This is a genomic window from Actinotalea endophytica (genome assembly GCF_025717005.1).
Classification (GTDB): Bacteria; Actinomycetota; Actinomycetes; order Actinomycetales; family Cellulomonadaceae; genus Actinotalea.
On record NZ_JAOVZU010000006.1, the window covers coordinates 112534 to 138826 of the forward strand.

Below are 26293 nucleotides of genomic sequence, written 5' to 3' on the forward strand. Positions count from 1 at the left end.
CGGATCCTGGCGCCCGCTCGCGGCCGGGTGGTGCCTAAGGCACCTCAGCCGGGGTCTGAGGCAGGGCCTCAGCGGCGGCTCGAGGGCTGAGGCCCCTGTGACGCGGCCCGGGACCGGGTTCCCGTGACGGCGCCGGACAGCGGGCGTACCGTCGAATCATGACTACTGACAACGGGGTCAAGGGTCAGCAGTTCGAGCGGACCGAGGAGTTCGACGCCTTCGGTCCGTGGGTCCTGCCGGTGCGCACCCGCGACGAGGTGCCCCGCCTGTTCCGGTCGTTCGAGCAGGACCCCGGCAGCGCGCAGGTGGTGCTCAAGATCCCCAGGCGCATCTCCCGCCGGGACGCCAACCCGCGGATGGACCTGTACGACCACCTCCTCGTGCTGCGTGGCGACGAGCTCACGCTGCTGTCCCGCGCTCCGGGTGACACCGGGGGCGTGCGCCGCCGGGTCGTGACCGGGGACCAGCTGCTCGCGGTCGAGGACGGCGCGGAGCTGCTCGACGGCCGGTTCTCGGTGCGGGTGCTCGACGAGAAGCCGCTCGTGGTGCGCTACAACGGCGCGTCCCGCGACACGATGGCGCCGCTGGTCGACGGGCTCCGGCTGCTGTGGCGCGACACCCCGCCGAGCAAGGTCGGCTCCGGCACCGTCGAGCACGTCCCGCTCGGGTTGCGCGACCTCGGTCCGGACGTCGCGCTGGTCGGCGAGTACCGGGAGCTCATCGCGGCCGAACCGGCGATGGACCTGCGTGGCGCGCACGCCCGCCTGCTGGTCACGCCGCGCGACGCCGGGTCGATGAACCGCCTGGTGCACAAGGTCTGGCCGATGTGGCTGCAGGGTGCTGTGGTGTGCACCGACGGCGTCGAGCTGATGGTGCTGCACCGCCGGTCGTGGTGGGTGCGCGGCTCACGTCCGGTGCACTCGATCGTCCGCACCGTGCTGCCGCTGACCCGCACCGTGCCGCTCGAGGTGGTGCCCACCGGGTACGAGGACGTCGAGGAGATCCGGGTGCACCACGACGCTGCCCGGTTCCCGGTGCCGACCGGCTCGCCGACCCAGCGTGCGCTGCTCGACCTGCTCGAGTCCTGACACACTTGGCGCGTGAGCCAGAACCCGGTCAGCGCCTCGCTGCGTGATGCCAAGGCCCGCGCGCGCGTCGCGCACTACACCGTGGGCACGCTGCAGACCGACGGTGACGGGACGGTCTGGCTCGAGTGCTCGTGCGGCACGCTCCTGCGCAACGGCCCGACCTGGACCCTCGACGAGCACGTGCGGCTGCACCGCGCGGAGGCGAAGTACCTCGAGCTGTCGATGGCCGCGCCCCCCGGCATCCCGCGGCTGATCGAGCTGGGACGCTAGGGCCCGAGCGCTGGGACGTGCGGCGTCCGTCGCTGGGCCTGTGCCAGGCTGTGCGCGTGTTCGACCGGGTCTTCGCCGCCGTGCTGCTCGACATGGACGGCACGCTCGTGTCCTCGACCGAGGCGGTCGAACGGTCGTGGACCCGGTGGGCCACCGAGCACGACGTCCCGGTCCCCGACTTCGCGACGGTGCACGGCGTGACCGCGGACGACCTCGTCGCGCGGCTGCTCGCCGGCCGGCCGGCCACGGAACGGGCCGCTGCGCGCCGCCGGATCGACGAGATCGAGCTCGCCGAGCCGGGCCCGGTCGTGGTCCTGCCGGGGGCGCGCGAGGTGCTCGAGACGCTCGTGTCGGCAAGGCGCTGCGCGATCGTCACGTCGGCCGGCCGGGCGCTCGCGACGATGCGGCTCGGCGGCGCGGGGCTGCCGGTGCCGCCGATGGTCACGGCGGACGACGTCAGCCGGGGCAAGCCCGCACCGGACCCGTACCTGGCGGGTGCGGCGCTGCTCGGCGTCGAGCCGGCCGACTGCCTCGTCATCGAGGACGCGCCGGCGGGCCTGAGCGCTGCCCGTGCGGCGGGCGCGGTGACTCTCGGCCTGCGGACCACGACACCCGAGCCGGAAGCGGACCGGGTGATCGGTGATCTGTCCGCCGTCGTGGTGGAGGCCGACGAGCGCGGTGTGCGGGTGTCCGCCCGATGATTTCACCCGCTGGCGGGGGATCCGCTCCATGCGCAACCGTGATGAAATCGTGAACAACTCGCGTGCCGCCTGACCGGCATGCTCATCGCAGGGGGGGAGGATGGCCGGGCAGATGCGCCACGACCATGAGGAGGACTGGATGGGGGGCGAGCATGAGCGGCGCACGCCGTCCGGCCGCACCCTGCGTCTGGTGGGCAACGACGGCGTGCCGCGCGGCACACTCGACCCGGTCCGTCCGGACGGCACCTCCGACGCGAGCCTCGTCCTTCCCGGTCATCGCCAGTCCGTCGCCGTAGGGCGCCACTGGGTGGTGCGGACCGCCGCTGCGCGCGGCGTCGACGGCATGGCCAACCAGGTGGTCGAGCTGCTGTCCAGCGAGCTGCTGTCGAACGCGGTGCTGCACGGCGCGAGCGGACAGGCGATCGGCGTCCAGGTGCGGCACACGATCGCGAGCGTCCGGATCTCGGTCTCGGACGCCGGCGAGCACAACCCGGTCGTGCTCGACACCGACCCGCAGTCGATCAACGGCCGCGGCATGGCGATCGTCGAGGCGATGTCGACCCGGTGGGGCATCGAGCCCCACCCCGAGGGCGGCAAGACCGTCTGGTTCGAGCTCGACCTCGCCGAGTTCTGAGCTCGGCCGCCGTCGCGGCCCGGTGAGCGCAACGGGAAGGGCCCCGGGCGATCGCCCGGGGCCCTTCCGTCAGGTCCTGCCGTGCGGCCGGACCGGGTGTGCTGGTGTCAGCACGGCGTCCAGCGTCCGTGCGTGCTCCACACCCGCAGCGCGACGTCCGTGGAGGCGGGGCTCGCCTCCACGTTGCCCAGGTAGGACACCGTCAGGGTGTGGTCGCCGGCGGACAGCTTGGGCAGGCGGATCGCCGCCGTCGCCTCGCCGTGCCGGCCGATGCGGACCTCGCCGGAGGCGAGAACCGTGCTGCCCTCGCTGACCTGGACGGTGCCGCTCGGCACCGCGTCGGACGTGAGGGTCACCTTGACCAGCGCGTGGTCACGCGTGGTCACCCGTCGGGGCAGCTGCACCGAGAGCTCGACGTCGGCTCGCGCCTCCGTCGAGACCGGCACGACCTCGGCCCGGCTGCCGAGCTTGTTGATCGCGTGCAGCATCAGCAGCGACGCGTCGCCCTGCTCCTCGGCGCGGTGCACCGTGAACGCCGTGCCCGGCGTGTCGATGTACCAGGTCGAGTCGACCGAGCCGTCGTCGAACCAGAACGCCGGGGCGTACGGGTCGAACGAGAAGGTGTCGGCGACGTCGATCGGACCGCCGTCCCACAGGCCCGACCAGGTCTGCACCGAGAACGTCGGCGTCATCCCGGGCTCGAGCTTGTCGAGGGCACCGAGCCAGATCGGGGCGACCAGGACGTTGTTGTCGAAGATGGTCGTCTGGAAGCTCGCCGGCAGGCCGTTGACGAGCTCCAGGTCGACCATGCCACCGAGCGAGAGGCCCGCGCCGGTGTCGACGACCTCGTAGGTCTCCACCGTGGTGAGGTCCACGTCGGCGGTGTACTTCCAGACGATCGTCTCGTAGTCGGGGACGTCGTCGCCGTCCACGTCGATGTCGATCACCGGGTAGACGACCGAGCCGAGCGAGGTCCACTCACCCTCGACCGCGATGCCGATGTTCAGCATCCCGTTCGACGGGTCCTCACCCGCGGCGGCGTACTGCGGTGCCGTCGAGGAGGCCCCGACGAAGCGCAGGTCACCGGACTTCACGGCGGACGGTGCGACACCCGGCAGGGCGTCGTCCGGCAGCACGGGGCTCTCGGCCCCGAGCACCATCGGCGACACGATCGAGTACCAGCCGCCGGACAGCGCGTCCTGCCCGGTGAGGTTCACCGGGGCCGTGACGTCGCCGTCGAAGACCACCGGGTCGGTGGACATGTCGGACACCAGCCGCGGGGCGGCCTGGACCGGGACCCGCAGGGTCGAGCCGTCGGCCGTGTCGGTGAGCACGAGGCGGCCGGAGATCGTGGTGACGAACTCCCGGGGCAGCCCGAGGGCGCTCGGGTCGGACGTCGGGTCGATCTCCTTGGCCAGGCTCGCCGGGTCGGCGGTCAGCGTGACCTTCACGGTCTGGGTGCCGTTCGGGGTCAGCTTGAACGACGACGGCGAGACCGTGATGGTCGCCCCGCCTGCACCGGTGGCCTGGAGGAACGACGCGTCGAAGTAGTGCGTCGTCCGGCCCATGTTCTTGACCGTGACCTTGGCGGTCTTGGTCACCGTGTCCGTCCCGACGTTCACCACGCCGAACGTGACCGACACCAGCGACGGGTCGGCCTTGGCGTAGGCGATGACGTCGTCGGTGACCGCGGCGAGCGCGTCCACCCGGCCCGAGCCGACCCGCTCCGGGGCGTACACGTCACCGGTCTGACCCGGGTCGGTGTACAGGTCGTGCGTCGCGGTGTTCATCACCGCGGCCTTGACCTGCAGAGCGGTCCAGCGCGGGTGCGCCTCGCGCACCAGGGCGGCCAGACCCGCGACGTGCGGGGTGGCCATCGAGGTGCCCGACTTGGTGGTCGCACCGTTGCCCGTGCTCGAGGCCACCGAGGAGATCGACGTGCCGGGTGCGGCGACGTCGGGCTTCACGATGCCCAGCGAGCCGTGCACGCCGCGCGAGGAGCTGTCGTTGACCAGGTCACCGGCGTCCGGGTTGGTCTCGTAGACCGCGTTCGCCAGGCCGGGGCCCATGTGCATCGTGATCTGCTCGCCGGCCTTGAGCGCCGGGACGATCGTCGAGGTCGCGTTGGCGGTCAGCATGGCGCCCGGGATGAGCGACGAGCCGGTCAGGCCGTAGGTGAACACCGGGCCCTCCCAGCCGACGATCGCACCGGCCGCGCCGGCCTCGGCGGCGTTCGTCCACCGTGCGACGCTGCCGCACGAGAAGCCCGGCTCGGGCCACAGCAGGTAGACGATCTTGCCCTCGATCTGGTCCCGGTAGGGCTCGAGCGAGTTGCTGCCGTCCGGGTTGTCGCAGCCCTCGACGTCACCGATGTAGACGACGTCGGCGGTCACGTCGTCGCCGGTGTAGGCGATCGTGTTCTGCGCGCCGTAGAGGCCGGTGTCCACGCTCGCCGAGCCGGAGGTGACCTCGACCGCGTCGTACAGGAACGAGGTGCCGACCGAGTTCGCCACGGTGAGTGCCGAGGCCGCGTTGCCCGGGGTGCCGCCGACGTCCACGACGTCGGACGCGTTGCCGGACGCCACGACGGAGAGCACGCCGAGCTTGCTGAGCTGGTCGATGAAGTCGTTCTCCGGGTCGTCGGCCGGTCCGTAGTCCGAGCCGAGCGACATGTTCACGATGTCCAGGTGGTCGGAGTAGTCGCCGTCGTTGTTCGGGTCGGCGGCCCACTCCAGCGCCTGCACGGTGAGGTTGGTCGACCCGACCGCGTCACCGAACACCTTGAGCGCGTAGATCCCCGCCTCGGGCGCCGAGCCCGGGCCGATCTGGAAGTCGGAGATGTCGGTCAGGGTCGAGTAGTCACCGGTGAAGGTGGTGCCGTCGGCGGCGACGCCGTAGCCGGCCGCGGTGCCCGCGACGTGCGAGCCGTGGCTCGACCCGGGCGTGCTGCCCTCGGGCGAGTCGATCGGGTTGGCGTCCGGGTGCGGGACGAGCTGGTCGCCCGAACCACCCGCGTCGTACGTGGGGCCGGCGAAGTCCCAGCCGCCGAGGAACTTGGCCGGGTCGTACAGGCCGGCCGGGATCGTGTCGCTGGCGTACGCGGTCGCGTAGGCCTCGGCGGTGCCGGGGCCGCCGAAGTCGGCGTGCGTGTAGTCCAGCCCGGTGTCGATCACGCCGATCGTGACGTCCTTGCCGGTGAAGCCGGTCTGCGTCCAGGCGTCCATGGCCTTGGTGAAGACGTCGGTGCCCTTGTTCATCGGCACCTTCGGCGTCATGACGCGGATCGAGGTGACGCCGTCCTTGGCGGCCAGCGCGCGCAGCTCGGCCGCGTCGCCGCGGACGACGACGCCGGGCACGAGGTCCGTGGTGACCGCGATGGTCTCCGAGTCGGCGGAGTCGACGACCTCGGCCGCGAGCGCCTCGACGTCGTCGGCGGCGGCCTCGACCGCGGCGGTGCTGCCACCGGCCTCGGCGGTGTCGACGCCCGACGTCGCGTCGAGCTCGACGAAGACGGTGACCTCCCCGTCGGCGGCGGCGAGCGCGGGCGAGATCTTGTCCTGGGCCTGGCTGATCGGCAGATCGCCGGCCTTGGGTACGTCTGGCTTGTCGTCGTCGGTCGCAGCCGCACCGATGGCTGCTCCCGTGCTGAGTGTGATGGTGAGCGCTGTCGTGGTGACGGCAGCGATGAGTCGACGGCTCATGGCGCTCTTTCCCCCGAGGAAGGCAGCTGGTGCCCGGACGCGGTGCCGGTCCGAACCGGACCTATCGGACGCGGCACGCAATGCGCACCATAACGGCAGGTCACAGGCGGGTGAAACCCCTCAGCGGAACCGGTTCCGGACGCGCGGGTCCGGCGTCGGGCGGTAAGAGTTACCGACCGGTAGCGAACGAGATCATGAAGCCGCAGGTCAGCCCTGGGTTCGGGTCAGCCGGCGCGGCGGTCGAGGTCCGGTGAGGGAGCGAACTCGGGAGCCGGACCGCCGACGAAGCATCGGCACGGACCGTCCAGGTGCACGAAGCCGGTGGAGGGTCGCGCTGCGCACGGGACGACCGCCAGATCGGCGACCGTGTGGTCGTCGACCGCGGTGATCTCGGCGATGCTGCTCATGTCGAGCAGATCGTCCGCGAGGGCCGGATCCTGAGCCGTGGGCCCGAGGTCGTCCCCGGATGAGAGCGCGAACATCCTGCCGAGGGTGCCCCGTCATCCGGCACTCCGCCAGTCGACGCGCCAGACGTGACCGAACCGTTGTGTTGACCCGGTCAGTCGCGTGCGTAACGTCGCACGAAGTTCGCGAGCACGAGCGGCGGGTGCACGACGACCTGGCGGCGCACCTCGGCGATCAGGGTCTCGGTGGTGTGCGCCGGGAAGTAGCCGGCGTGCCGGTACACCTCGATCCGGGTCACGATGCCCGGCACGTCGAGCTCCGGGTGGAACTGCGTGGCGTAGAGGTTCTCCCGGATCCGGAACGCCTGGACCGGGCAGGTCGGCGAGGTGGCGAGCACCACGGCGTCCCGCGGCGGTGTGCGGATCGCCTCCTTGTGGCCGACGAACGCCTCGAAGGTGTCCGGCAGGCCGGCGAACAGCGGGTCCGCCCGGCCCTCGGCGGTGAGGGTCACCGGGACGGCGCCGACCGGCTCGCCGAAGGTGCGGTCCACCACTCCGCCCTGGTGCACGCCCAGCGTGCCGACGCCGTAGCACGCACCGAGGAACGGCAGGTCGCGGGCCACCACCTCGTCGAGCAGCGCGGCGAGCTCGGCCTCGACCCGGCGTTGCGTCGCGGACTTCGTCTCGACCGGGTCGCTCGCGTTGAACGGGCTCCCGCCGACCACGATCCCCGAGAACTCGTCGAGGTCCAGCTCGGGCAGCGGCCCGGCCTCGAGCCGGACGCGGACGAGCTCCGCACGGTCGAGCCCGCCGAAGCGCAGCACGGCCTCGAGCTCGCCATCGGCCGCGGCGTCCTCCGGACGCGTGCCGATCAGCAGGAACGGCTTCACGCGGCCTGAGCCTAGGGCTTCACACGTGCGCACGCCGCGCGGCGCGATGAGCCCGCTTGGCCGCGTACATCGCCTCGTCCGCGGCCGCGAGCAGGTCGTCGGCGTCGGCGTGGTCGGTGGACACCGCAGCCCCGACGCTCGGCGGGCAGAGCACCTCGGAGCCGTCCGGGAGCAGGTAGGGCGGGGACAGGACCTCGACGAGCCGACGGAGGATCCGTTCCGCCGCCCCGGGCTCGGCCTCGTGCACCACGACGAACTCGTCGCCGCCGATCCGGGCGACGATGTCGGCGCCGCGCACCGTGCTGGTCAGCCGGCGGGCGACCTCGAGCAGCACCATGTCGCCGGCCGCGTGCCCGAACACGTCGTTGACCGGCTTGAAGTCGTCCAGGTCGATGTAGCTGAGCACCAGCGAGGTGCCCTCGCGGGCGTTGCGGGTCAGCGCGGCGTCGAGCAGCATGCTGAGCAGCCGCCGGTTCGCCGCGCCGGTCAGCGGGTCGCGCAGCGCGAGGTCGGCGAGGCCGTCCTGCATCTGCCGCATCTCGGTCACGTCCCGGCCGATGCCCTGCCAGCCTCCCGGGATCCGGGCGACGTGCATCTCGATGGTCACCCAGGTGTCGTCCGGACGACGGAACTGCAGGTCGAACCGCTCGGGCGGCTCGTCCCCGGCCAGGGCGCGGGCGAACGCGGTGCGGCCGTCGTCGTCGAGCACGTGCAGGATCTGCTCCGGGTCGCCGAGCAGTCGCTCCTTGTCCCAGCCGAGCAAGGTCTCCACCGAGGGCGAGACGTACGTCAACCGGGGCTCGGGGGTGACCTGCAGCCGCCAGACCAGGTCGCTCGACGCCTCGGCGAGGGTTCGGAACATCGACTCGCTCGCCGCGAGGCGTTGCTCGGCGAGGTGGCGCTCCGTGACGTCGCGACCCACCGCGAGGATCTCGGCGCCGGTGGGCAGCGGGAGGTACCGGTCGGCCCACTCGATCCACATGCCGGGCGTGCGCGACGCAGGCCTCGGCTCGGTGTCGCGCAGGTGCGGGGCCTCGGGGCCGAGCCGGCCGAGCTGCGCGTGCAGCCCCGCCATCTCGCGGTCGTTCAGCATCCCGGTCAGCGGGGTGCCGATGAGGTCGTCGGGGTCGGCCTTGAACTGCGACGCGTAGGCGCGATTGCAGTACACGATGCACAGGTCGTCGACCCGGTAGCGGACGACCTGCTCGGTGAGCAGGTCGAGCATCCGGGCGAGCTCGTCAGGGGGCATCGAGGGCCCTGTGCCGTGTGCCATCGCCCTCCTATCGGCACGGGTGGCGCCAGTGTGACCGATGCGCGTCCCGCGCGTGCGGGCCGACGCGCGCAGGACCCCCCGACGCGACCCGGACGGCCGATCGGGCATGCGCCGCCGGACGATCGGCGAGCCGTCGCCAGGGATCCGGTGCGCAACCCGAGCAGATCCGGCACGCCGCGCCTGCAAGATCCGGCCGGGTCGCCACACTCAAGGAGTGACCCCACCCGGTGCGAACCCTGGAGGCCCCGGTGCGTGACGACGCCTGGTTCGAGCGGTTGTTCGCCGAGCACGCCGCCGCCCTGCACCGCTACGTCGCACGCCGCGCTGCGCCGTCCGACGTCGCGGACCTGACCGCCGATGTCCTCGTGACGGCGTGGCGGCGCCGCGAGGACGTGCCCGAGGGCGCCGAGCTGCCCTGGCTGTACCGCACGGCCGGGTACGTGCTGGCCAACCACCGGCGCAAGCTGCGTCCGGTCCCGGTCGAGCTCGTCCCCGAGGAGGTCGACGACGTCGACCCCGCGGACCTCGCGGTCAAGGACGAGCAGGTGCGCTCGGCGCTGGCCGCGCTGTCCCCGCGGGACCGCAGGGTGCTGCTCCTGCACGCCTGGGAGGGGCTGGGCGGCGAGGAGCTCGCCGAGGTCCTGGGGGTGAGCCGAGGTGGTGCCGACGCGGCGCTCTCCCGGGCGCGGGCCAGGTTGCGGCAGGCGTGGGACGCAAGCGACGCCGGGTCCGCGACACAGAACGGCTGAGAGCACCTCGAGGAGGTCACCATGAGCAGCATCCCCCCGAACGGTCCCGGCTCGACCGGTGACGAGGCGTTCGACCGGCTCCGCGCGGCAGACCCCGCGGCCGGGTCCGAGCCCGACCTGCGCGCGCTGCGCGCCGCGGTCGCCGCGCGCGCCGAGGCCGGCGCCGCCGCAGGTGACCAGCTGGCCACCCGGCGCGCCCGGTGGCCGATCGCCGCCGCGGCAGCCGCGGCCCTGGTGATCGGAGCCGGTGGGGGGTACGCGATCGGCGCCGTGCAGGGCACCGCGAGCAGCGGCTCCGACGAGGCCTTGAGCGTCGCGACGGCCGAGGACGGCGCCATGGGCGGCGCGATGGAGTCGGCCGCCCCCGAGCCGGGACGGGTGGCCGGCGGCGGCGTGGCGAGCGACAGCTCGATGGCGGCCGGCGACGCGGCGTGGTGGGGCTACGGCCGCACGGTGTTCACGGCGCAGGGCCTGTCGGACCAGGCCGGGACCGCGCAGGTCCGCGCGGTGGACGCCGCCGCGGTGTTCGACGCCGACAGCATGGCCGCCGCTGCGACCGTCCTCGGCGTGCCCGGCACGCCCGAGCAGACCGACGGCGTGTGGGCCGTCGGGCCGCAGGACGGCTCCGCCGCGTCCCTGTCGATGTACCCGGAGGGGAACGCCGGGCTGAACTTCTACGACCCGACCGCCGACCCGTGGTCCTGCACCGCGGAGGACGCCGCGAAGGACACCGGCTGCACCGAGCGCGACCTGGGTCCGGCCCCGTCCGCGACCGAGGCCGAGGCGCAGCTCGCCGACCTGCTCGGCGCGCTCGGCCTGGACGCCGCCGGCTTCCAGATCGAGGCCGACGCGGGGTCCGACACGCAGTGGACCTACGTCACCGCGTACGAGGTGATCGACGGTGTGCGGACCGGTCGGACCTGGAGCGCCTCCTACACCGGCGGCGGCCTGCAGTCGCTCTACGGCTCGCTCGCGCCGCTCGTCGACCTCGGCGAGTACCCGGTGGTCAGCCCGGTCGAGGCGGTCGCACGGCTGTCCGACCCCCGGTTCGGGACGTCCGGGCCGATGTGGTTCGACGACACCGTCGGGCTCAGCGACTCGGTCTCGACCCTGCCCGCGCCGGACGCGGTCCCGACCGGCGTGCCGGACACGCCGGAGCCGGGCAGCCCGGTGTCCTGGCCGGTGCAGCACGTGACGATCACCGGCGCGGAGCTCGTGTCGGGCATGCAGACGGACGGAGCGGGTGCCGTGCTGCTCGTGCCGACCTACCGGCTCACCGGCTCGGACGGCTCGGTCTGGTCGGTCCTCGCGGTGGCTGACGACGCGCTCGACTTCTCCTGAGCGAGGCTGCGGGCGGGGTGGAGGGCCCCCTCCGGCGGTCCCCGGTGCGGTGCGGCCCGGTGCCGCACCGCACCGTCGTGGCTGGTCCGGTGCGTGCGTCCGGCGGGTTCGCGGGCTAGGTTCGGCGTGTCGCCGGTGCGTCCGACGCCGCCAGGAGGTTCTGTCGTGGACAGCCAAGAGCCGAGCGGGCCGCCCCGCCCCCTCACCCGTCGTGAGCTGCGCGCGCTCGAGGCCATGCAGTCGGCCGAGCCCGACCAGGCCCAGGAGCCCGACGCCGCGCCGTCACCCGAGCTGACCGGGCCCGAGCCGCAGTCGCCCGAACCCGCGCCGGACGAGCTGCCGGCCGACCTGCCGGCGGCCGAAGGACCGGAGGAGCCCGAGCACGCGGCCGGCGAGGAGCCGCCCGAGGCCGACGAGCCCTACCAGCCGGAGTTCGTCCCGAGCGCGGCGTCCACGACCGGCACGACGACATGGTCGGACGACGTCCGCTGGTCCCTGCACGGCGAGCTGCCGCGCGAGCTGCCGCCCGAGCCGGACTCGGAGGACGACGTCCGCTGGGACTTCGACACGATCCCGCTGCAGACGCTGCGCGAGCTCGACGGCGAGGACGCGGAGTCGCAGCACCTGCCCGTGGAGCCCGACTGGCCCGAGGAGCCGGAGGGCGAGTGGCCCGCTCAGGAGGGCGCCGGCGACGAGACGCTGGCCGGCGAGCAGCCCGGCGTCGAGGACGCCGCGTGGCCCTTCGGTGAGCCGGTCGGCGAGCGGCCCGCGCCCGGCGTGGCCGCGGAGCCCGAGGCTGCGGGTGAGGCGGAGGCCGCCCCCGTGCCCGCCTGGGGGGCGCCGACCCGGGTGTCCGCCTGGGCGAGCGCCGACGTGGCGTCCCCGCTGCCCCCCGAGGCCGCACCGCCCCTGCACTTCGAGCCCGACGAGCTGGACGAGCCCGAGCTCCCGGCCGCGGTCGCCGAGGTGCCCGGCGTCGAGCCCGAGCTGCCGACGCTGTCCGACCTGCTCGCGGCCCGGCCCGAGGCTCCCGCCGGGCCCGCGGAGCAGGGCTGGCAGGGCACCCTGCGGCGGCTCACCGGCGGCCTGCTCGCCCTGCGCCCCGGCCCGGCCGAGCAGCGGCACCGTGCGTCGGTCGCCAGCGTGCAGCGCTCGCTGGACGGCCCGCGCACGGTCGTGGTGATCAACCCCAAGGGTGGCGCGCACAAGACCACCGCGACGCTGCTGCTCGCGGCGACGTTCGGCCAGCACCGCGGCGGCTACACGCTCGCGTGGGACAACAACGAGACCCGCGGCACGCTCGGCTGGCGCGCCCAGCAGGCGTACCACCACAACACCGCCGTCAACCTGCTGCAGGACCTCGAACGGTTCACCGCGTCCGGCACGGCGCGGGTCGGGGACCTGGACAACTACGTGCGCTCGCAGGGGTCGGCGCAGTTCGACGTGCTCGCCTCGGACGAGGACGCGGCCTCGGCCGCCTCGATCGACGCGTTCGCCTTCCGGGCCCTGCACCGCACGCTCGCGCGGTTCTACCGGATCATGGTGATCGACACCGGGAACAACATGCGGGCCTCCAACTGGCAGGCGGCCGTCGAGGCCGCCGACCAGGTGGTCATCGTCTCGACCGTGCGCGAGGACACCGCGCAGTCCGCGGCCTGGGCGATCGACGCGTTGCGCGCCACCGGCCACGAGGAGGCGGTGCGGCACGCGGTGACCGTGCTGTCCGACCCGGCCCCGCGCCGCGACCCGAACCTCGCGGACCGCCTGCACGAGCACTTCGGCCAGCTCACCCGCGCCGTGGTGGACGTCCCGTACGACGCGAGCCTGGTCGGCGGGACGCCGCTGGAGGTGCAGCGTCTCGACCGGCGCACCCGGGAGGCGTGGCTGCACGTCGCAGCCGCGGTCGCCGAGGGGCTGTAGCCGGGCGGGTCCGCGGTCTACCGTGAGGTGTGCGCCGTAGCCACCGGGCGCAGGGCCTCACCGTGCGGGCGATCGCCGGCACGCACACCGTGCTGCTCGGGCTCGACCTCGCCGATCCGGCGGGGAGCCTCGGCTTCGCGATCCACCGGGTGGACCACACCGAGGGTGAGTGCACCTGGCTGCGGGCCATGAAGACGTTCCCGAGCGTGGTGCCCGATCCGGCGCCGGGTTCCGACTGGAGCACGCGGGACCACCCGGTCCAGGGCTTCCAGTGGGGTGACTACTCGGCCAAGCCGGGCCACGACTACACGTACACGGTCTCGTCCCTCGGTGGTCCTCCGGCGGCACCGGTGGTGCTCGCCTCGTCGGCGGTCCGGGTGAGCACCGAGGTCGAGGACGACGGGGTCCACGGGGTCTGGTTCAACCGCGGCGTGGCCGGTTCGCAGGCCTTCGCGCGCCGGTTCGGCGGGTGGCTGCCGGGCGCGGATCCCGACGAGTCCGACCCTGCGATGGTCTGGCTGTCGCGCGGGCTCGCCGAGGCGTTCCTGGCGTTCGTCGCCCGGGCGACCGACGCCGACTGGAGCCTGCACGGCGCGTTCTACGAGCTCACCTGGGACGCGGGGCTGAGTGCACTGGCCGACGCACGCGACCGGGGTGCCGAGGTGCGACTCGTCGTGCACGGCCGGGACCGGGACTCCACGCCGGACGTCAACGACGACCGGACCGCCGAGGCCGCGCACGCCGCCGTGGCCCGCACCGGCACGGAGGACCTGGTGATCTGGCGCGACGTGGCGAACCGGTCGGCGCTGCACCACCACAAGTTCCTCGTGCTCGCCCACCACGGCGACCCGGTCGCGGTGTGGACGGGGTCGACCAACCTCACCCGGGGCGCGCTGTACGGGCACTCGAACGTCGGGCACCTGGTGCACCACCGCGAGGTCGCCGGCGCGTACCGGGCCGAGTGGCAGCGGCTCGTGGACGGCGAGACCACCCAGGACCTGCGCGTCGTGCACGACGAGCCGCCCCTCGCCACCCCGGTGCCGGCCGACCCGGGCGTTACGGTCGTGATGTCGCCGCGCTCGTCGCTCGCCGCGCTGCACTGGTACGCCGACCTGGTCGACGCCGCGACCTCGTCGGCGCACCTCACCGGGGCGTTCGGGCTGAACAAGGTCTTCCGGGACGTGCTGGCCGTGGACCGGGACCTGGTGCGGACCGTGCTGCTCGACAAGGTGCCGCCGCCGGGGCAACGGATCCCGCTCACCGACCCCGACGTCCGGCTGTCCACCGGCAGTCACCTCTCGGCAGGATCCCTCGAGCAGTGGGCCGCCGAACGGCTCACCGGGTTCAACACCCACGTCCGCTACATCCACACCAAGATCATCATGATCGACCCGCTGACCGACGACCCGACGCTGCTCACCGGTTCGGCCAACTACTCCGACGCCTCCACGTTCTCCAACGAGGAGAACACCCTGGTGATCCGCACCGGATCGACCCTCGCGTCCTCGGGTCGCGCGGTGCGTCGGGTCGCCGACATCTACCTCACCGAGTACCACCGGCTGTTCATGCACCACGTGTTCCGCGCGATGGCCGCCCGGCAGGACGTCAACAGCGGCGCGGCGCACTGGACCGGCCACCTGGACGAGACCGACGCCTGGAGCGCGCGGTACTACGCGCCGGGGTCGTGGCGCGAACGTCAGCGGCGGCTGTTCGCCGGCACGGGCTGAGCCCGGCGCGGACGGTCGTGCCCGGCACGCTCAGCCGTCGAGGAGCTCCTCGACGGTCGTGAACGAGTACCCGGCGGCCGCCAGGCGTGCGATGACCTCGGGCAGCGCGTCGGCGTCGAGCGTCGTGCCGTCGTCGGGGTTCGCGCCGACGTGCATGAGCACGATCTCGCCGGGCGTCGCCGCGCCGAGCACGCGGTCCGTCACCTCGGCCGCGGACCTACCCCCGCTCGTGCCCTGCCAGCCGAGGGTGTCGACGGTCCACCGCATGCACGCGTAGCCGGCGGCGTTCACGGCCCGCACGTCCGCGTCGGTGCGGTCGCCGTACGGGAAGCGGAACCACGGCCCGGGCGTGCCCCCGGCCGCGACGATCGCGGTCCGGGCGGCGGCCAGGTCGGCGGCGATCTGCGCTTCGGTCAGCAGCGGGTAGTGGTCATGGTTGTCGCTGTGGTTGCCGATCACGTGACCCGCGGCCGTGATCGCGGCGACGTCGGCCGGGTACCTGCGGGCGAACGCACCCGTGACGAAGAACGTCGCGGGTACCCCGGACGCGGCGAGGGTCGCGAGGATCGAGGCCACGCCCGCGTCGGACGCGCCGCAGTCGAAGGTGAGCGCGACGACCCGGCGTGAGGTCGGCAGGGTGGTCCAGTCCGTGCCGAGGACATCGGCCGGCAGCGGCACGCACCCGGGGCCGCTGGTGGGGGGTGCCGCGGCGGGGGCCGTGGTCGAGGGGGTCGCGCTCGGGGTCGGGGCGGCGGTGGACGAGGCCGGACGGTCCGCCGGCGGCGAGGGTTCGGGCGAGCTCGTCGTCGGCGACGTGGACGGCGGGCAGGGCGTCGTGGTGCCGGGTGACGAGGCGGGCGAGGACGCGGGCGCCGCGCTCGGCGCAGGCGAGGGCTCGGGGGGCGTGCTCGTCCCGCAGCCCACCAGGGCGCCGAGCGCCATGAGGGTCGCGAGCCGACGCGAGCACGCGCGCCTCATGCCTCCATCGTCGGTCGGCGGCCGACGGCCGGAACAGGGCCGGTCGTCCCGCCCCGGGCCGATGCGAGCACGCCGACGGCTGTGCTGACGGCTGTGCCGGCTGTCGCGCCGACCGCCGTGCCGGCTGTCGCGCCGACCGCTGTGCCGACCCCTGTGCCGGGCGTCGCCGCTCAGTCAGCGACGACGAACTGCACCCCGTCGTCGGTCACGTCCAGCCAGCCCCCGAGCGGTGCCCCCGGGCCCCCGACCGGGAAGACCGTCGCGGCGCCGTCGGGGCCGGCGGGGACCAGGGAGGTGACCGAGCCGTCGGACGGGAGCCAGGCGAGCAAGGGAGCGCTCTGGCCGGAGAGCAGCCCGGCCCCCCAGCCCGGTGCCGTCGTGCTCCCCAGAAGGGCCGACCGGGTCGCGCCGGTGACGTAGCCGAGCCCCGTGTCGACCTCGCGGACGGCGCCGTCCGCGACCTCGACCACCCGCTGCTCGCCCCCGGAGGTCCCGTCGCCGAGCGCCAGCACCACCGATCCGTCGTCGGTGCCGAGCGCCACCACGCTGGCATCGTCCACGGCCAGCGGGGTCACGCCGGTCGGGCCGACCAGGTACCACGTCCCCCGACCGCCCTCCTGGCACCCAGCGAGCCAGCGGTCGTCATCGAGCCAGGTGGGCCAGCAGGATCCGTCGAGCGGGTGCGCGGTCTCCTGGAGCGTCGCGGGGTCGACCTCGACCACCTGGCCCGAGGTCGGGTCCACGGCGAGCAGCACGTGCCCGTCGGGAGCCGGTGCCACGCCCCACCAGTCGGCGTCCACGGATGCCGTGATCGACCCGTCGACCGTGGTGGCCAGCACCCGCCCGCCGGTCGGGGAGTCCACCGTCACGATCAGGTCCGGTTCGCTGCCGCCCAGCAAGGTCACCGAGACCCCGGTGGCCTCGGGTTCCGATGCGAGCAGCGCCGACCAGTCCAGGTCGCCGATCGAGCGACCGGTCTCGAGGTCGACCACCGCCATGGTGGCCGCGGTGCCGTCGCTGCCGAGGACCAGAGCGTCGGGCGTGCCCGGGAGCCACTGGACCACGGTGACGTCGCCGAGGTCGGGCAGCTCGTACCGGGTGCCGTCGGGGGAGATCAGGTAGTGCACGACGGCCCTCGGCTCGGGCGAGCCGGCGTCGCTCGCCACGACCCGGGCGACGAGCCACGTGGCGTCGGTCGTGGCCAGCAGCCCGGCCGTGAGCGGTTCGGCCTCCGGGAAGGACGGATCGACGGTCACCGTGGTCAGCAGCGTCGGGGTGGGGGTGGGTGTCGACACGGGTGTCGTGGACGTGGTGCTCGGCGACGGTTCCGCGGCCGGCTCCGCTGCGCTCGTGCACCCACCGAGCAACGCCACACCCATCGCCACCACGACGGTCCCGGACAGCCGCACGCTCATCGCCCCCTGACACGACCTGCTGATCACCTGCGGCTACACCGAACCACGCGCCCGGTCGCGCGACGGCGCCTTCCAGGTCACGACTCGAGCACGGACGGCCCGCTCGGGGCAGGATTGGCGGCATGACCCCACCGCCTGCCCGCACCGCCGTGGTCACCGGCGCCGGACGCGGCATCGGCTCGATGATCGCCACCGGGCTCGCCGAGCGCGGCTACCGGCTCGCCCTGCTCGGCCGCACCGCGACCCACCTGCACGCCACCGCCGATCGGATCGCCGCCCGGGTGCCCGGAGCGGAGGTGCACGTGGTCCCGGTCGACCTGACCGACCGCGACCAGGTGCAGGTCGCCGCGCTCGCCGTCGTCGACGGCCTCGGCGAGGTGGACCTGCTGGTGCAGAACGCCGGGGTCATCGAACGCGCCGAGGTGGCGTTCGCCGACGACGACGTCGAGGACGTCTGGCGGGTCGTCGAGACCAACCTGCGCGGGCCGTTGCTGCTCGTCCACGCCCTGCTGCCCGGCATGCTCGCGGCCGGTGGCGCCCGGGTCGTGCACCTCAACTCGGGGGCCGGGTACCGCGGTGCGGGCGCGTACACCGGGTACAACATCTCCAAGGGTGCGCTGGCCCGCCTGACCACGATGCTCGACACCCAGTACCGCGACCGCGGGCTCCTGGTGTTCGACCTGGCGCCCGGCGTGGTCGCGACGGACATGACGCACGGCATGCCGGTGCACGCGGACCGCACCGAGTGGACCAGGCCGGACGACGTCATCGAGCTCGTCGCCGCGATCGGTGCCGGTGAGCTCGACGAGCTCGCGGGGCGATTCATCCGGGCCGGTGCGGACACCCCGACGACGCTGCACGCACGCACCGGCCAGATCCTCCGGACCGATGCGCGCCGGCTCACGCTGAGCCTGTGGGGGCCCGACGACCCGATGCGCTGATCTTCGCTGAGACGGGCCTCGACGTGCCCCGCGACGGCGCGTCTAGAGTGGTCGCGGCGGGTCCAAGGTCCCCACGTTCCGGGGCACACCTTCGGCACCCTGGGACAGCCGGCGACGAGGCCGGACTCCGTGCAGAGAGGCACAACGTGGTCAAGTACGTCTACGAGTTCAGCGAGGGCAACAAGGACCTCAAGGATCTCCTCGGCGGCAAGGGCGCGAACCTTGCCGAGATGACGAACCTGGGGCTCCCGGTACCGCCCGGCTTCACGATCACCACCGACGCTTGCCGCGAGTACATGCACTCCGGCGTGCTCCCGCCCGGCCTGCGTGTCGAGGTCACCCAGTCCCTGCGTCAGCTCGAGGACGCCCTCGGGCGCCAGCTCGGCGACTTCCACGACCCGTTGCTGGTCTCGGTCCGCTCCGGCGCGAAGTTCTCGATGCCCGGCATGATGGAGACCGTCCTGAACGTCGGCCTCAACGACGCCTCGGTCGAGGGCCTGGCCTCGTTCGCCAACAACGAGCGGTTCGCCTGGGACTCCTACCGCCGGCTGATCCAGATGTTCGGCAAGACCGTCCTGGACATCGACGGCGACCTGTTCGCGCACGCGCTCGAGGCGAAGAAGACCGCCAAGGGTGTCGCGGCGGACACCGGTCTGGACGCCGAGGACCTCAAGGCGCTCGTCACCGAGTTCAAGGCGATCGTCAAGCGCGAGTCCGGCCGCGACTTCCCGCAGCACCCGCGCGAGCAGCTCGACCTCGCCATCGAGGCCGTCTTCAACTCGTGGAACACCGAGCGCGCCCGGCTGTACCGCCGTCGCGAGCGGATCTCCGACGACCTCGGCACCGCGGTCAACGTGGTCGCCATGGTGTTCGGCAACCTCGGCGACGACTCCGGCACGGGCGTCTGCTTCACGCGCGACCCCGCCACCGGCACCCCGGGCGACTACGGCGACTACCTGCCGAACGCGCAGGGCGAGGACGTCGTGGCCGGCATCCGCAACACGCTGTCGCTGGCCGACTTCGAGAAGCTCGACCCGAACGCGTTCGGCGAGCTCAAGCAGGTCATGCGCCGCCTCGAGACGCACTACCGCGACCTGTGCGACATCGAGTTCACGGTCGAGCGCGGCAAGCTCTGGATGCTGCAGACCCGGGTCGGCAAGCGGACCGCCGCGGCAGCCTTCCGGATCGCCCACCACCTGGTCGAGGAGCACCTCATCACGATGGACGAGGCGCTCGAGCGGGTCACCGGCGAGCAGCTGTCCAAGCTGATGTTCCCGCAGTTCGACGTCAAGGCCGACCGCACGCTGCTCGCCAAGGGCATGGCGGCCTCGCCCGGCGCGGCCGTCGGCCAGGCGGTCTTCTCCTCGGCGACCGCCGAGGCGTGGAAGGCCGAGGGCAAGGACGTGATCCTGGTCCGCCGCGAGACGAACCCCGACGACCTGGGCGGCATGATCGCCTCGGTCGGCGTGCTGACCTCGCGCGGCGGCAAGACCTCGCACGCGGCCGTGGTCGCACGCGGCATGGGCACCACCTGTGTGGTGGGCGCCGAGGCGCTCCAGGTCGACGTGGCCGCCAAGCAGTTCGCCGTCAACGGGACCGTGATCACCGAGGGCGACACCATCGCCATCGACGGCTCGACCGGTGAGATCTTCCTCGGCTCGGTGCCCGTGGTGCCCTCGCCCGTGGTCCGCTACCTCGAGGACGGCCTGGACGCCGCGCTCGACGAGGTCGCTGTCGACGACGAGGAGACCCGCGAGCTCGTGGTCGCGGTCGACGCCCTGCTCACCCACGCAGACGAGGTGCGCAAGCTGCACGTCGAGGCCAACGCCGACACCCCCGAGGACGCCCAGCGGGCACGCACCCTCGGCGGTCAGGGCATCGGCCTGTGCCGCACCGAGCACATGTTCCTCGGCGACCGCCGGGTGCTCGTCGAGCGCCTGATCCTCGCCAAGGACGAGGCCGAGCAGCAGTCCGCGCTCGACGCGCTCATGCCGCTGCAGCGCGAGGACTTCATCGGGATCCTCACCGCGATGGACGGCCTGCCGGTCACCATCCGGCTGATCGACCCGCCGCTGCACGAGTTCCTGCCGGACTACACCGAGCTCAAGGTCAAGGTCGCCCTGGCCGAGGAGCGCGGCGACACCTCCGAGGACGCGGCACGCGACAAGGTCCTGCTGGCTGCGGTCGACAAGACCCGCGAGGCGAACCCGATGCTCGGTCTGCGTGGTGTCCGGCTCGGCATCGTCATCCCGGGCCTGTTCACCATGCAGGTGCGGGCGATCGCCGAGGCCCACGCGGCGCGGCTCAAGGCCGGCGGTGCGCCGAAGGCCGAGATCATGATCCCGCTCGCCGCGTCGGTCATGGAGCTGCACCTGATCCGCGACGAGGCCGAGGCCGTGCTCAAGGCCGTCGCCGAGGAGCAGGGCGTCACGCTCGACATCCCGATCGGCGCGATGATCGAGCTGCCGCGCGCCGCCTTCACCGCGGACCGCATGGCGGACGTGGCGGAGTTCTTCTCGTTCGGCACGAACGACCTGACGCAGACCACGTGGGGCTTCTCGCGTGACGACGTCGAGGGTGCGTTCTTCACGCAGTACACCGAGAAGGGTGTGTTCTCGGTGTCGCCGTTCGAGTCGATCGACACCCAGGGTGTCGGCGGCCTGGTGAAGATGGCGGTCGAGAAGGGCCGCGCCACGCGTCCGGACATCACGCTCGGTGTCTGCGGCGAGCACGGTGGCGACCCCGACTCGATCCACTTCTTCCACGGCGTCGGGCTGGACTACGTGTCCTGCTCGCCGTTCCGCATCCCGATCGCCCGGCTCGAGGCCGGCCGCGCAGCGGTCGTCTCGGGTGGTGGCGACACCCGCTGAGTCCGACTCACGCGACGGCCCGGGTTCCCCGAGGACCCGGGCCGTCGCGTCTGCGCGTCCGGGCGCGGCGCGCCGCGGGGTACCGTGGCGCGTGACCTCTGAAGCGCCCGACAGCGCGGCCGACGGCTCGGCCGACGCCTCCGCCACCACGACCTTCGCCGACCTCGGCCTGCGCGGCCCGGTGCTCGCGGCGATCGCCGACGTCGGGTACGAGACCCCCTCGGCGATCCAGGCAGCGACGATCCCGCCGCTGCTCGCCGGCCGCGACGTGCTCGGCACGGCGCAGACCGGCACCGGCAAGACCGCAGCCTTCGCGCTGCCGATCCTCGAGCGGCTCGACCGTGAGCGGGGCCGCCCGCAGGCCCTGGTCCTCGCCCCGACGCGGGAGCTCGCGCTGCAGGTCTGCGAGGCCTTCGAGCGCTACGCGGCGCACTCCGGCGGCGTCCACGTCCTGCCGATCTACGGCGGTCAGGGCTACGGCGTCCAGCTCTCCGCGTTGCGTCGCGGCGTGCACGTGGTGGTCGGCACGCCCGGGCGGATCGTCGACCATCTCGGCAAGGGCACGCTCGACCTGTCCGGGCTGCGGTTCCTGGTGCTCGACGAGGCCGACGAGATGCTCTCCATGGGCTTCGCCGAGGACCTCGAGACGATCCTCGGCTCGACCCCGCAGGACAAGCAGGTCGCGCTGTTCTCGGCCACGATGCCGGCGCCGATCCGGCGGCTGTCTCAGACCTACCTGCGCGACCCCGAGCACATCGCCGTCGCGGGGCGGACCCAGACCGCCACGAACGTCACGCAGCGTTACCTCGTGGTGTCCTACGCGCAGAAGCTGGACGCGCTGACCCGGATCCTCGAGGTCGAGGACGCCGAGGCGACCATCGTGTTCACCCGCACGAAGAACGAGACCGAGGTCGTCGCCGAGAAGCTCCGGGCCCGCGGTCATGCGGCCGCGGCGATCAACGGCGACATCCAGCAGGTCCAGCGCGAGAAGACGGTCAAGCAGCTGCGGTCTGGCGACCTCGACGTGCTGGTGGCCACCGACGTCGCGGCGCGCGGCCTGGACGTGGACCGGATCGGGCTCGTGGTCAACTACGACCTGCCGATCGACACCGAGTCCTACGTGCACCGGGTCGGGCGCACCGGCCGGGCAGGCCGGGCCGGCCGGGCGATCAGCTTCGTGACGCCGCGCGAGCGCCGGCTGCTCACCGCGATCGAGAAGGCCACCCGCCAGCCGCTCACCCCGATGCACCTGCCGAGCGTCGAGGACGTCAACGCCACGCGGCTCACCCGGTTCGACGACTCGATCACGGAGGCGCTGGGCCGGGCCGGCGAGATCGACCAGTTCCGCGACATCGTCGCGCACTACGTCGCGCACCACGACGTGCCCGAGGTGGACGTCGCCGCGGCGCTCGCCCTCGCGGCGCACGGCGGGCCGCTGCTGCTGGACGCCGAGGCCGAGCAGGTGCGCGAGCAGTTCGAGGCCGACCGGCGCGCGGCGACCGAAGGGCGGCAACGGGGCGGCAAGGCCGCGCACGGTGGTCGCGACCGGCGGCTCGGCGGGGCGGCCATGACCACCTACCGGATCGCGGTGGGTCGTCGTCACAAGGTCGAGCCACGCCAGATCATGGGCGCGATCGCCAACGAGGGCGGCCTCGGCCGGGGCGACGTCGGTGCGATCTCGATCCACTCGGGCTTCTCGCTGGTCGACCTGCCGAGCGACCTGCCGGCCGGTGTGCTGCGCCGGCTCGGCCGGACCCGGATCAGCGGTCAGCTGATCGACCTGCGCCCCGACACCGGGCGCCGCGCGCCGGCCCGGGGGGCGTCCCGTGGCGGCGCTCCGGGTGCGCGCAAGGGCGGGCAGAACTAGCGTCGAGCGGGGCCGGCGCCCGCCGGTCCCGCAGGCCATCGGCAGGGGAGCATCCATGACCATCCGCACCGCCCGCACCGCCTGGGACGGCACGCTCGCCGAAGGCTCCGGGCAGGTCGAGCTGACCAGCTCGGGCCGCGGCACGTTCGAGGTGTCCTGGCCGCGCCGGAGCGAGGAGGACGCCGCCGGGGTGACCAGCCCGGAGGAGCTGATCGCGGCGGCCCACAGCTCGTGCTTCGCGATGCAGCTCTCGGCCCTGATCGCCGCGGCCGGCGGGACCCCGCACTCGCTCGAGGTGACCGCGGACGTCAGCTTCGGGCCGGACCCGGCGGGCGGGTTCCACATCTCCGGGATCGCGATCACGCTGCGCGGCGAGGTCGAGGGGCTCGACGAGGCGGGCTTCGCCTCGGTCGCCGAGGACGCCAAGCGGACCTGCCCGGTGAGCAAGGCGCTCACCGGCGTGCCGATCACGCTGTCCGCCTCGCTGGCCTGACGCCCGTCCCGGACGTCCCGGACACCGTCCAGGAACCCCGTGGAAGGATCGGGCCGTGCCGACCGCAGACGTGATCACGGACACCGTGCCGGCACCTGAGCTGCTCGAGCGGCTCAGGGCCGCGGTGCGCGGTGACGTCGACGCCTCGACCCTGCGGCGTGCCGCGTACTCCACCGACGCGTCCAACTACCGGGTCGTGCCGCAGGTGGTCGTCGTGCCGCGGGACGTCGACGACCTCGTCGCCGTGCACCAGGTCGCGCTGGAGACCCGGACCCCGCTGACCCTGCGTGGCGGTGGCACGTCGGTGGCCGGGAACGCGATCGGACCGGGGATCGTGGTGGACACCTCGCGGCACCTGCGCGCGATCCGGGTGGACCCCGAGAGCCGCACCGCGACCGTCGAGCCCGGCGTGGTGATGAGCGACCTGCAGGCGGCCGCGCGGCCGCACGGGCTCCGGTTCGGCCCGGACCCCTCGACCCAGAACCGCGCGACGCTCGGCGGGATGATCGGCAACAACGCGTGCGGCCCGCACGCCGTCGCCTACGGCCGGACCGCCGACAACGTGGTGAGCCTCGACGTGCTGGACGGCCACGGGCGGCGCTGGACCGCGGGCAGCGGCACCGGCGCGCTCGACGCCGTGCCCGGCCTGGCCGACCTCGTGCAGGCGAACCTGGCCACGATCCGCACCGAGCTCGGCCGGTTCGGCCGCCAGGTCTCCGGCTACTCGCTCGAGCACCTGCTGCCGGAGAACGGCACGCACCTGGCCCGGATGCTGGTCGGCACCGAGGGCACGCTCGCGACCGTGCTCGGTGCGACGGTCGACCTGGTGCCGATCGCCGACGCCGCGGTGCTCGTGGTGCTCGGCTACCCGGACATGGCCTCCGCGGCCGACGCGGTGCCCGCCCTGCTCGCGCACGACCCGCTCGCCGTCGAGGGCCTCGACGCCCGACTGGTCGAGGTGGTGCGCCGGCACCACGGGGGCGTGCCCGAGCTGCCGCCGGGCGCGGGCTGGCTGATGGTCGAGATGGGCGGAGCCACCCAGCAGGAGGCGCTCGACCGTGCGCGCGCCGCCGCTGCCGACGCGGGCACCGCTGCGACCCGGGTGCTGCCGCCGGGCCCCGAGGCGACCGCGATGTGGCAGATCCGCGCCGACGGTGCGGGCCTGGCCGGTCGTACCCCGGCGGGCGCGCAGGCCTGGCCCGGCTGGGAGGACGCCGCCGTGCCGCCCGAGCGGCTGGGCGTGTACCTGCGCGAGTTCGAGGCGCTGATGGCCGCGCACGGTGTCGACGGCCTGCCGTACGGGCACTTCGGCGACGGCTGCGTGCACGTCCGCCTCGACCTGCCCCTCGAGCGGGTCGCGGACGTGGCCGGCTTCCGGGCCTTCCTCGAGGAGTCGGCGGCCCTGGTGGTCTCGCACGGCGGCTCGCTGTCCGGCGAGCACGGTGACGGCCGGGCCCGCAGCGAGCTCCTCTCCACGATGTACTCCCCGGACGCGCTCGCCGCGTTCGCCGCGGTCAAGGACCTGTTCGACCCGCACGACGTGCTCAACCCGGGGATCGTGGTGCGCCCGGCCCCGCTGGACGGGGACCTGCGCCGTCCGCACGCCACGCCGCTGACCCGTCACCAGGGCTTCGCGTTCGAGCACGACCACGGTGACCTCACGACGGCGGTGCACCGGTGCGTCGGCGTCGGCAAGTGCCGGGCCGACACGTCGGCCGCGGGCGGGTTCATGTGCCCGTCGTACCTCGCGACCAAGGACGAGAAGGACTCCACGCGCGGCCGGGCACGGGTGCTGCAGGAGATGGCCAACGGCACCCTGGTCACGCAGGGGTGGCGCGCCCCGGAGGTGCGTGACGTCCTCGACCTGTGCCTGAGCTGCAAGGCCTGCTCGAGCGACTGCCCCGCCGGGGTCGACATGGCCGCGTACAAGGCCGAGGTGCTGCACCACGCCTTCCGCGGCCGGCTCCGGCCGATGAACCACTACGCGCTGGGGTGGCTCCCGCGCTGGACGCGGCTGGTCACGCGGCTGCGGGTCGCGCGGCTGGCGAACGCCCTGCTCGGGTTCCGGCCGCTGGCGAGGCTCGTGCTGCGGGTCGGCGGGATGGACCCGCGCCGCTCGGTGCCGGCCTTCGCCCCGACCTCGTTCCGTCGGGCCTGGGCCGCGTCGTCCGGTCCGGCGGCGGAGGGCGCGCCGTCCGCCTCCGGGACCTCCGGTGCCGGAGCGACCGGCGCGCCGGAGGCAGCCCTCGGCGCCGACCCGGCGCGCGAGTCCGACGGGGCCCGGCCGACCGTGGTGCTGTGGGCCGACTCGTTCTCCGACGGGTTCGACCCGGACGTGCCGCAGGCGATGGTCGACGTGCTGCGCGCCGCGGGCTACCGCGTGGTCGTGCCCGAGCAGGACGCGTGCTGCGGCCTGACCTGGATCTCGACCGGTCAGCTCGAGGGTGCGCGGCGGCGGCTGCAGCACCTGCTCGGCGTGCTCGGCCCGTTCGCGGTCAACGGGGTCCCGATCGTGGGTGTCGAACCGTCCTGCACGGCGGTGCTCCGCTCGGACCTGCTCGAGCTGCTCGGGGACGACCCCCGCGCGGTCGCGGTGGCCGGCCAGGTCCGGACGCTCGCCGAGCTGCTCACCGCCGAGCCTCCGGTCGGCCCGACCGGTGGCTGGACCGTGCCGCGCCTGGACGGCGTCCGGGTGGTCGCCCAGCCGCACTGTCACCAGCACTCGGTGATGGGCTACGAGGCCGATCTCGCGCTGCTCGCCGCCGCCGGGGCGGAGGTCACCCCGCTCGCCGGGTGCTGCGGTCTCGCCGGGAACTTCGGCATGGAACGGGGTCACTACGAGGTCTCGGTCGCCGTCGCCGAGCACGCCCTGCTGCCCGCCCTGCGGGACGCCGAGCCGGGGACCGTGCTGCTCGCGGACGGCTTCTCGTGCCGGACCCAGGCCGACGACCTGGCCGGTGTGTCCGGCGTCCACCTGGCGCAGCTGCTCGCGCGAGCCCTGCCGTCGTCACCCTGACGGGGTATCCGATGC

Annotated in this window: 20 protein-coding genes; 14 read left to right on the plus strand and 6 right to left on the minus strand. The window is 73.6% G+C overall.

Annotated elements, in window-relative coordinates; translation table 11 throughout:
* The first annotated feature begins 158 nt into the window (after positions 1-158).
* From OEB99_RS11615 to OEB99_RS11630, 4 genes are all read left to right on the plus strand, one after another.
* Entirely contained in the window at positions 159-1088 is a 930-nt protein-coding gene (locus OEB99_RS11615) for a hypothetical protein (protein WP_263510257.1), read from the plus strand.
* Between the two features lie 12 nt (positions 1089-1100).
* Positions 1101-1358: a hypothetical protein gene (locus OEB99_RS11620; RefSeq protein ID WP_263510258.1), complete on the plus strand. Its 258-nt coding sequence runs from the start codon at positions 1101-1103 to the stop codon at positions 1356-1358.
* 56 nt (positions 1359-1414) lie between these two features.
* Positions 1415-2059 (plus strand): HAD-IA family hydrolase, encoded by a 645-nt coding sequence (locus tag OEB99_RS11625; protein ID WP_263510259.1) that lies wholly within the window; start codon positions 1415-1417, stop codon positions 2057-2059.
* Positions 2060-2198: 139 nt separating this feature from the next.
* The gene (locus OEB99_RS11630) at positions 2199-2693 is read left to right on the plus strand and encodes an ATP-binding protein (RefSeq protein ID WP_263510260.1); all 495 of its coding nucleotides are present in this window, start codon (positions 2199-2201) and stop codon (positions 2691-2693) included.
* A gap of 107 nt (positions 2694-2800) precedes the next feature.
* Here OEB99_RS11630 and OEB99_RS11635 read toward each other — a convergent pair whose 3' ends face one another.
* The 4 genes from OEB99_RS11635 to OEB99_RS11650 all read right to left on the minus strand — a co-directional run bounded on the left by OEB99_RS11635 (position 2801) and on the right by OEB99_RS11650 (position 8961).
* Positions 2801-6394 (minus strand): S8 family serine peptidase, encoded by a 3594-nt coding sequence (locus OEB99_RS11635; RefSeq protein WP_263510261.1) that lies wholly within the window; start codon positions 6392-6394, stop codon positions 2801-2803.
* 224 nt (positions 6395-6618) lie between these two features.
* Positions 6619-6876 (minus strand): hypothetical protein, encoded by a 258-nt coding sequence (locus OEB99_RS11640; RefSeq protein WP_263510262.1) that lies wholly within the window; start codon positions 6874-6876, stop codon positions 6619-6621.
* Positions 6877-6953: 77 nt separating this feature from the next.
* Positions 6954-7688, minus strand: a complete 735-nt coding sequence (locus OEB99_RS11645) for a glutamine amidotransferase (RefSeq protein ID WP_263510263.1) — start codon at positions 7686-7688, stop codon at positions 6954-6956.
* A 19-nt stretch (positions 7689-7707) separates the two neighbouring features.
* Positions 7708-8961: a diguanylate cyclase gene (locus OEB99_RS11650; protein WP_263510264.1), complete on the minus strand. Its 1254-nt coding sequence runs from the start codon at positions 8959-8961 to the stop codon at positions 7708-7710.
* A gap of 227 nt (positions 8962-9188) precedes the next feature.
* On the opposite strand from OEB99_RS11650, the gene OEB99_RS11655 reads away from it, so the two are divergent.
* The 4 genes from OEB99_RS11655 to OEB99_RS11670 all read left to right on the plus strand — a co-directional run bounded on the left by OEB99_RS11655 (position 9189) and on the right by OEB99_RS11670 (position 14698).
* Positions 9189-9710 carry an RNA polymerase sigma factor gene (locus OEB99_RS11655; protein WP_318011413.1) on the plus strand — a complete coding sequence of 174 codons (522 nt, stop codon included), beginning with the start codon at positions 9189-9191 and terminating at the stop codon, positions 9708-9710.
* A 21-nt stretch (positions 9711-9731) separates the two neighbouring features.
* Entirely contained in the window at positions 9732-11051 is a 1320-nt protein-coding gene (locus tag OEB99_RS11660; RefSeq protein WP_263510265.1) for a hypothetical protein, read from the plus strand.
* Between the two features lie 165 nt (positions 11052-11216).
* Positions 11217-12971, plus strand: coding sequence for a MinD/ParA family ATP-binding protein (locus tag OEB99_RS11665; RefSeq protein WP_263510266.1), 1755 nt, complete (start codon positions 11217-11219; stop codon positions 12969-12971).
* Between the two features lie 29 nt (positions 12972-13000).
* Positions 13001-14698, plus strand: a complete 1698-nt coding sequence (locus tag OEB99_RS11670; RefSeq protein ID WP_263510268.1) for a phospholipase D-like domain-containing protein — start codon at positions 13001-13003, stop codon at positions 14696-14698.
* 30 nt (positions 14699-14728) lie between these two features.
* Here OEB99_RS11670 and OEB99_RS11675 read toward each other — a convergent pair whose 3' ends face one another.
* A complete protein-coding gene (locus OEB99_RS11675) occupies positions 14729-15376 on the minus strand; it encodes a polysaccharide deacetylase family protein (protein ID WP_263510269.1) in 648 nt (215 codons plus the stop codon).
* Between the two features lie 16 nt (positions 15377-15392).
* On the opposite strand from OEB99_RS11675, the gene OEB99_RS11680 reads away from it, so the two are divergent.
* Positions 15393-15764 (plus strand): hypothetical protein, encoded by a 372-nt coding sequence (locus tag OEB99_RS11680; RefSeq protein WP_263510270.1) that lies wholly within the window; start codon positions 15393-15395, stop codon positions 15762-15764.
* An 82-nt stretch (positions 15765-15846) separates the two neighbouring features.
* On the opposite strand, the gene OEB99_RS11685 is transcribed toward OEB99_RS11680, so the two are convergent.
* The gene (locus OEB99_RS11685) at positions 15847-17091 is read right to left on the minus strand and encodes a hypothetical protein (RefSeq protein WP_263510271.1); all 1245 of its coding nucleotides are present in this window, start codon (positions 17089-17091) and stop codon (positions 15847-15849) included.
* Between the two features lie 122 nt (positions 17092-17213).
* On the opposite strand from OEB99_RS11685, the gene OEB99_RS11690 reads away from it, so the two are divergent.
* From OEB99_RS11690 to OEB99_RS11710, 5 genes are all read left to right on the plus strand, one after another.
* The gene (locus OEB99_RS11690; protein WP_263510272.1) at positions 17214-18032 is read left to right on the plus strand and encodes an SDR family NAD(P)-dependent oxidoreductase; all 819 of its coding nucleotides are present in this window, start codon (positions 17214-17216) and stop codon (positions 18030-18032) included.
* A 146-nt stretch (positions 18033-18178) separates the two neighbouring features.
* Positions 18179-20902, plus strand: a complete 2724-nt coding sequence (gene ppdK / locus OEB99_RS11695) for a pyruvate, phosphate dikinase (RefSeq protein ID WP_263510273.1) — start codon at positions 18179-18181, stop codon at positions 20900-20902.
* A 91-nt stretch (positions 20903-20993) separates the two neighbouring features.
* Complete coding sequence (locus OEB99_RS11700) at positions 20994-22769, plus strand: DEAD/DEAH box helicase (protein WP_263510275.1); 1776 nt, start codon at positions 20994-20996, stop codon at positions 22767-22769.
* A 55-nt stretch (positions 22770-22824) separates the two neighbouring features.
* Positions 22825-23262: an OsmC family peroxiredoxin gene (locus tag OEB99_RS11705; RefSeq protein ID WP_263510276.1), complete on the plus strand. Its 438-nt coding sequence runs from the start codon at positions 22825-22827 to the stop codon at positions 23260-23262.
* 55 nt (positions 23263-23317) lie between these two features.
* Entirely contained in the window at positions 23318-26278 is a 2961-nt protein-coding gene (locus OEB99_RS11710; protein WP_263510277.1) for an FAD-binding and (Fe-S)-binding domain-containing protein, read from the plus strand.
* The last annotated feature ends 15 nt before the right edge of the window (positions 26279-26293 follow it).

Coding starts and splice junctions, on each gene's coding strand:
- OEB99_RS11660 (WP_263510265.1), top strand. CDS start 9,732: ATGAGCAGCATCCCCCCGAACGGTCCCGGCTCGACCGGTGACGAGGCG.
- OEB99_RS11615 (WP_263510257.1), top strand. CDS start 159: ATGACTACTGACAACGGGGTCAAGGGTCAGCAGTTCGAGCGGACCGAG.
- OEB99_RS11630 (WP_263510260.1), top strand. CDS start 2,199: ATGGGGGGCGAGCATGAGCGGCGCACGCCGTCCGGCCGCACCCTGCGT.
- OEB99_RS11705 (WP_263510276.1), top strand. CDS start 22,825: ATGACCATCCGCACCGCCCGCACCGCCTGGGACGGCACGCTCGCCGAA.
- OEB99_RS11640 (WP_263510262.1), bottom strand. CDS start 6,876: ATGTTCGCGCTCTCATCCGGGGACGACCTCGGGCCCACGGCTCAGGAT.
- OEB99_RS11650 (WP_263510264.1), bottom strand. CDS start 8,961: ATGGCACACGGCACAGGGCCCTCGATGCCCCCTGACGAGCTCGCCCGG.
- OEB99_RS11635 (WP_263510261.1), bottom strand. CDS start 6,394: ATGAGCCGTCGACTCATCGCTGCCGTCACCACGACAGCGCTCACCATC.
- OEB99_RS11690 (WP_263510272.1), top strand. CDS start 17,214: ATGACCCCACCGCCTGCCCGCACCGCCGTGGTCACCGGCGCCGGACGC.
- OEB99_RS11685 (WP_263510271.1), bottom strand. CDS start 17,091: ATGAGCGTGCGGCTGTCCGGGACCGTCGTGGTGGCGATGGGTGTGGCG.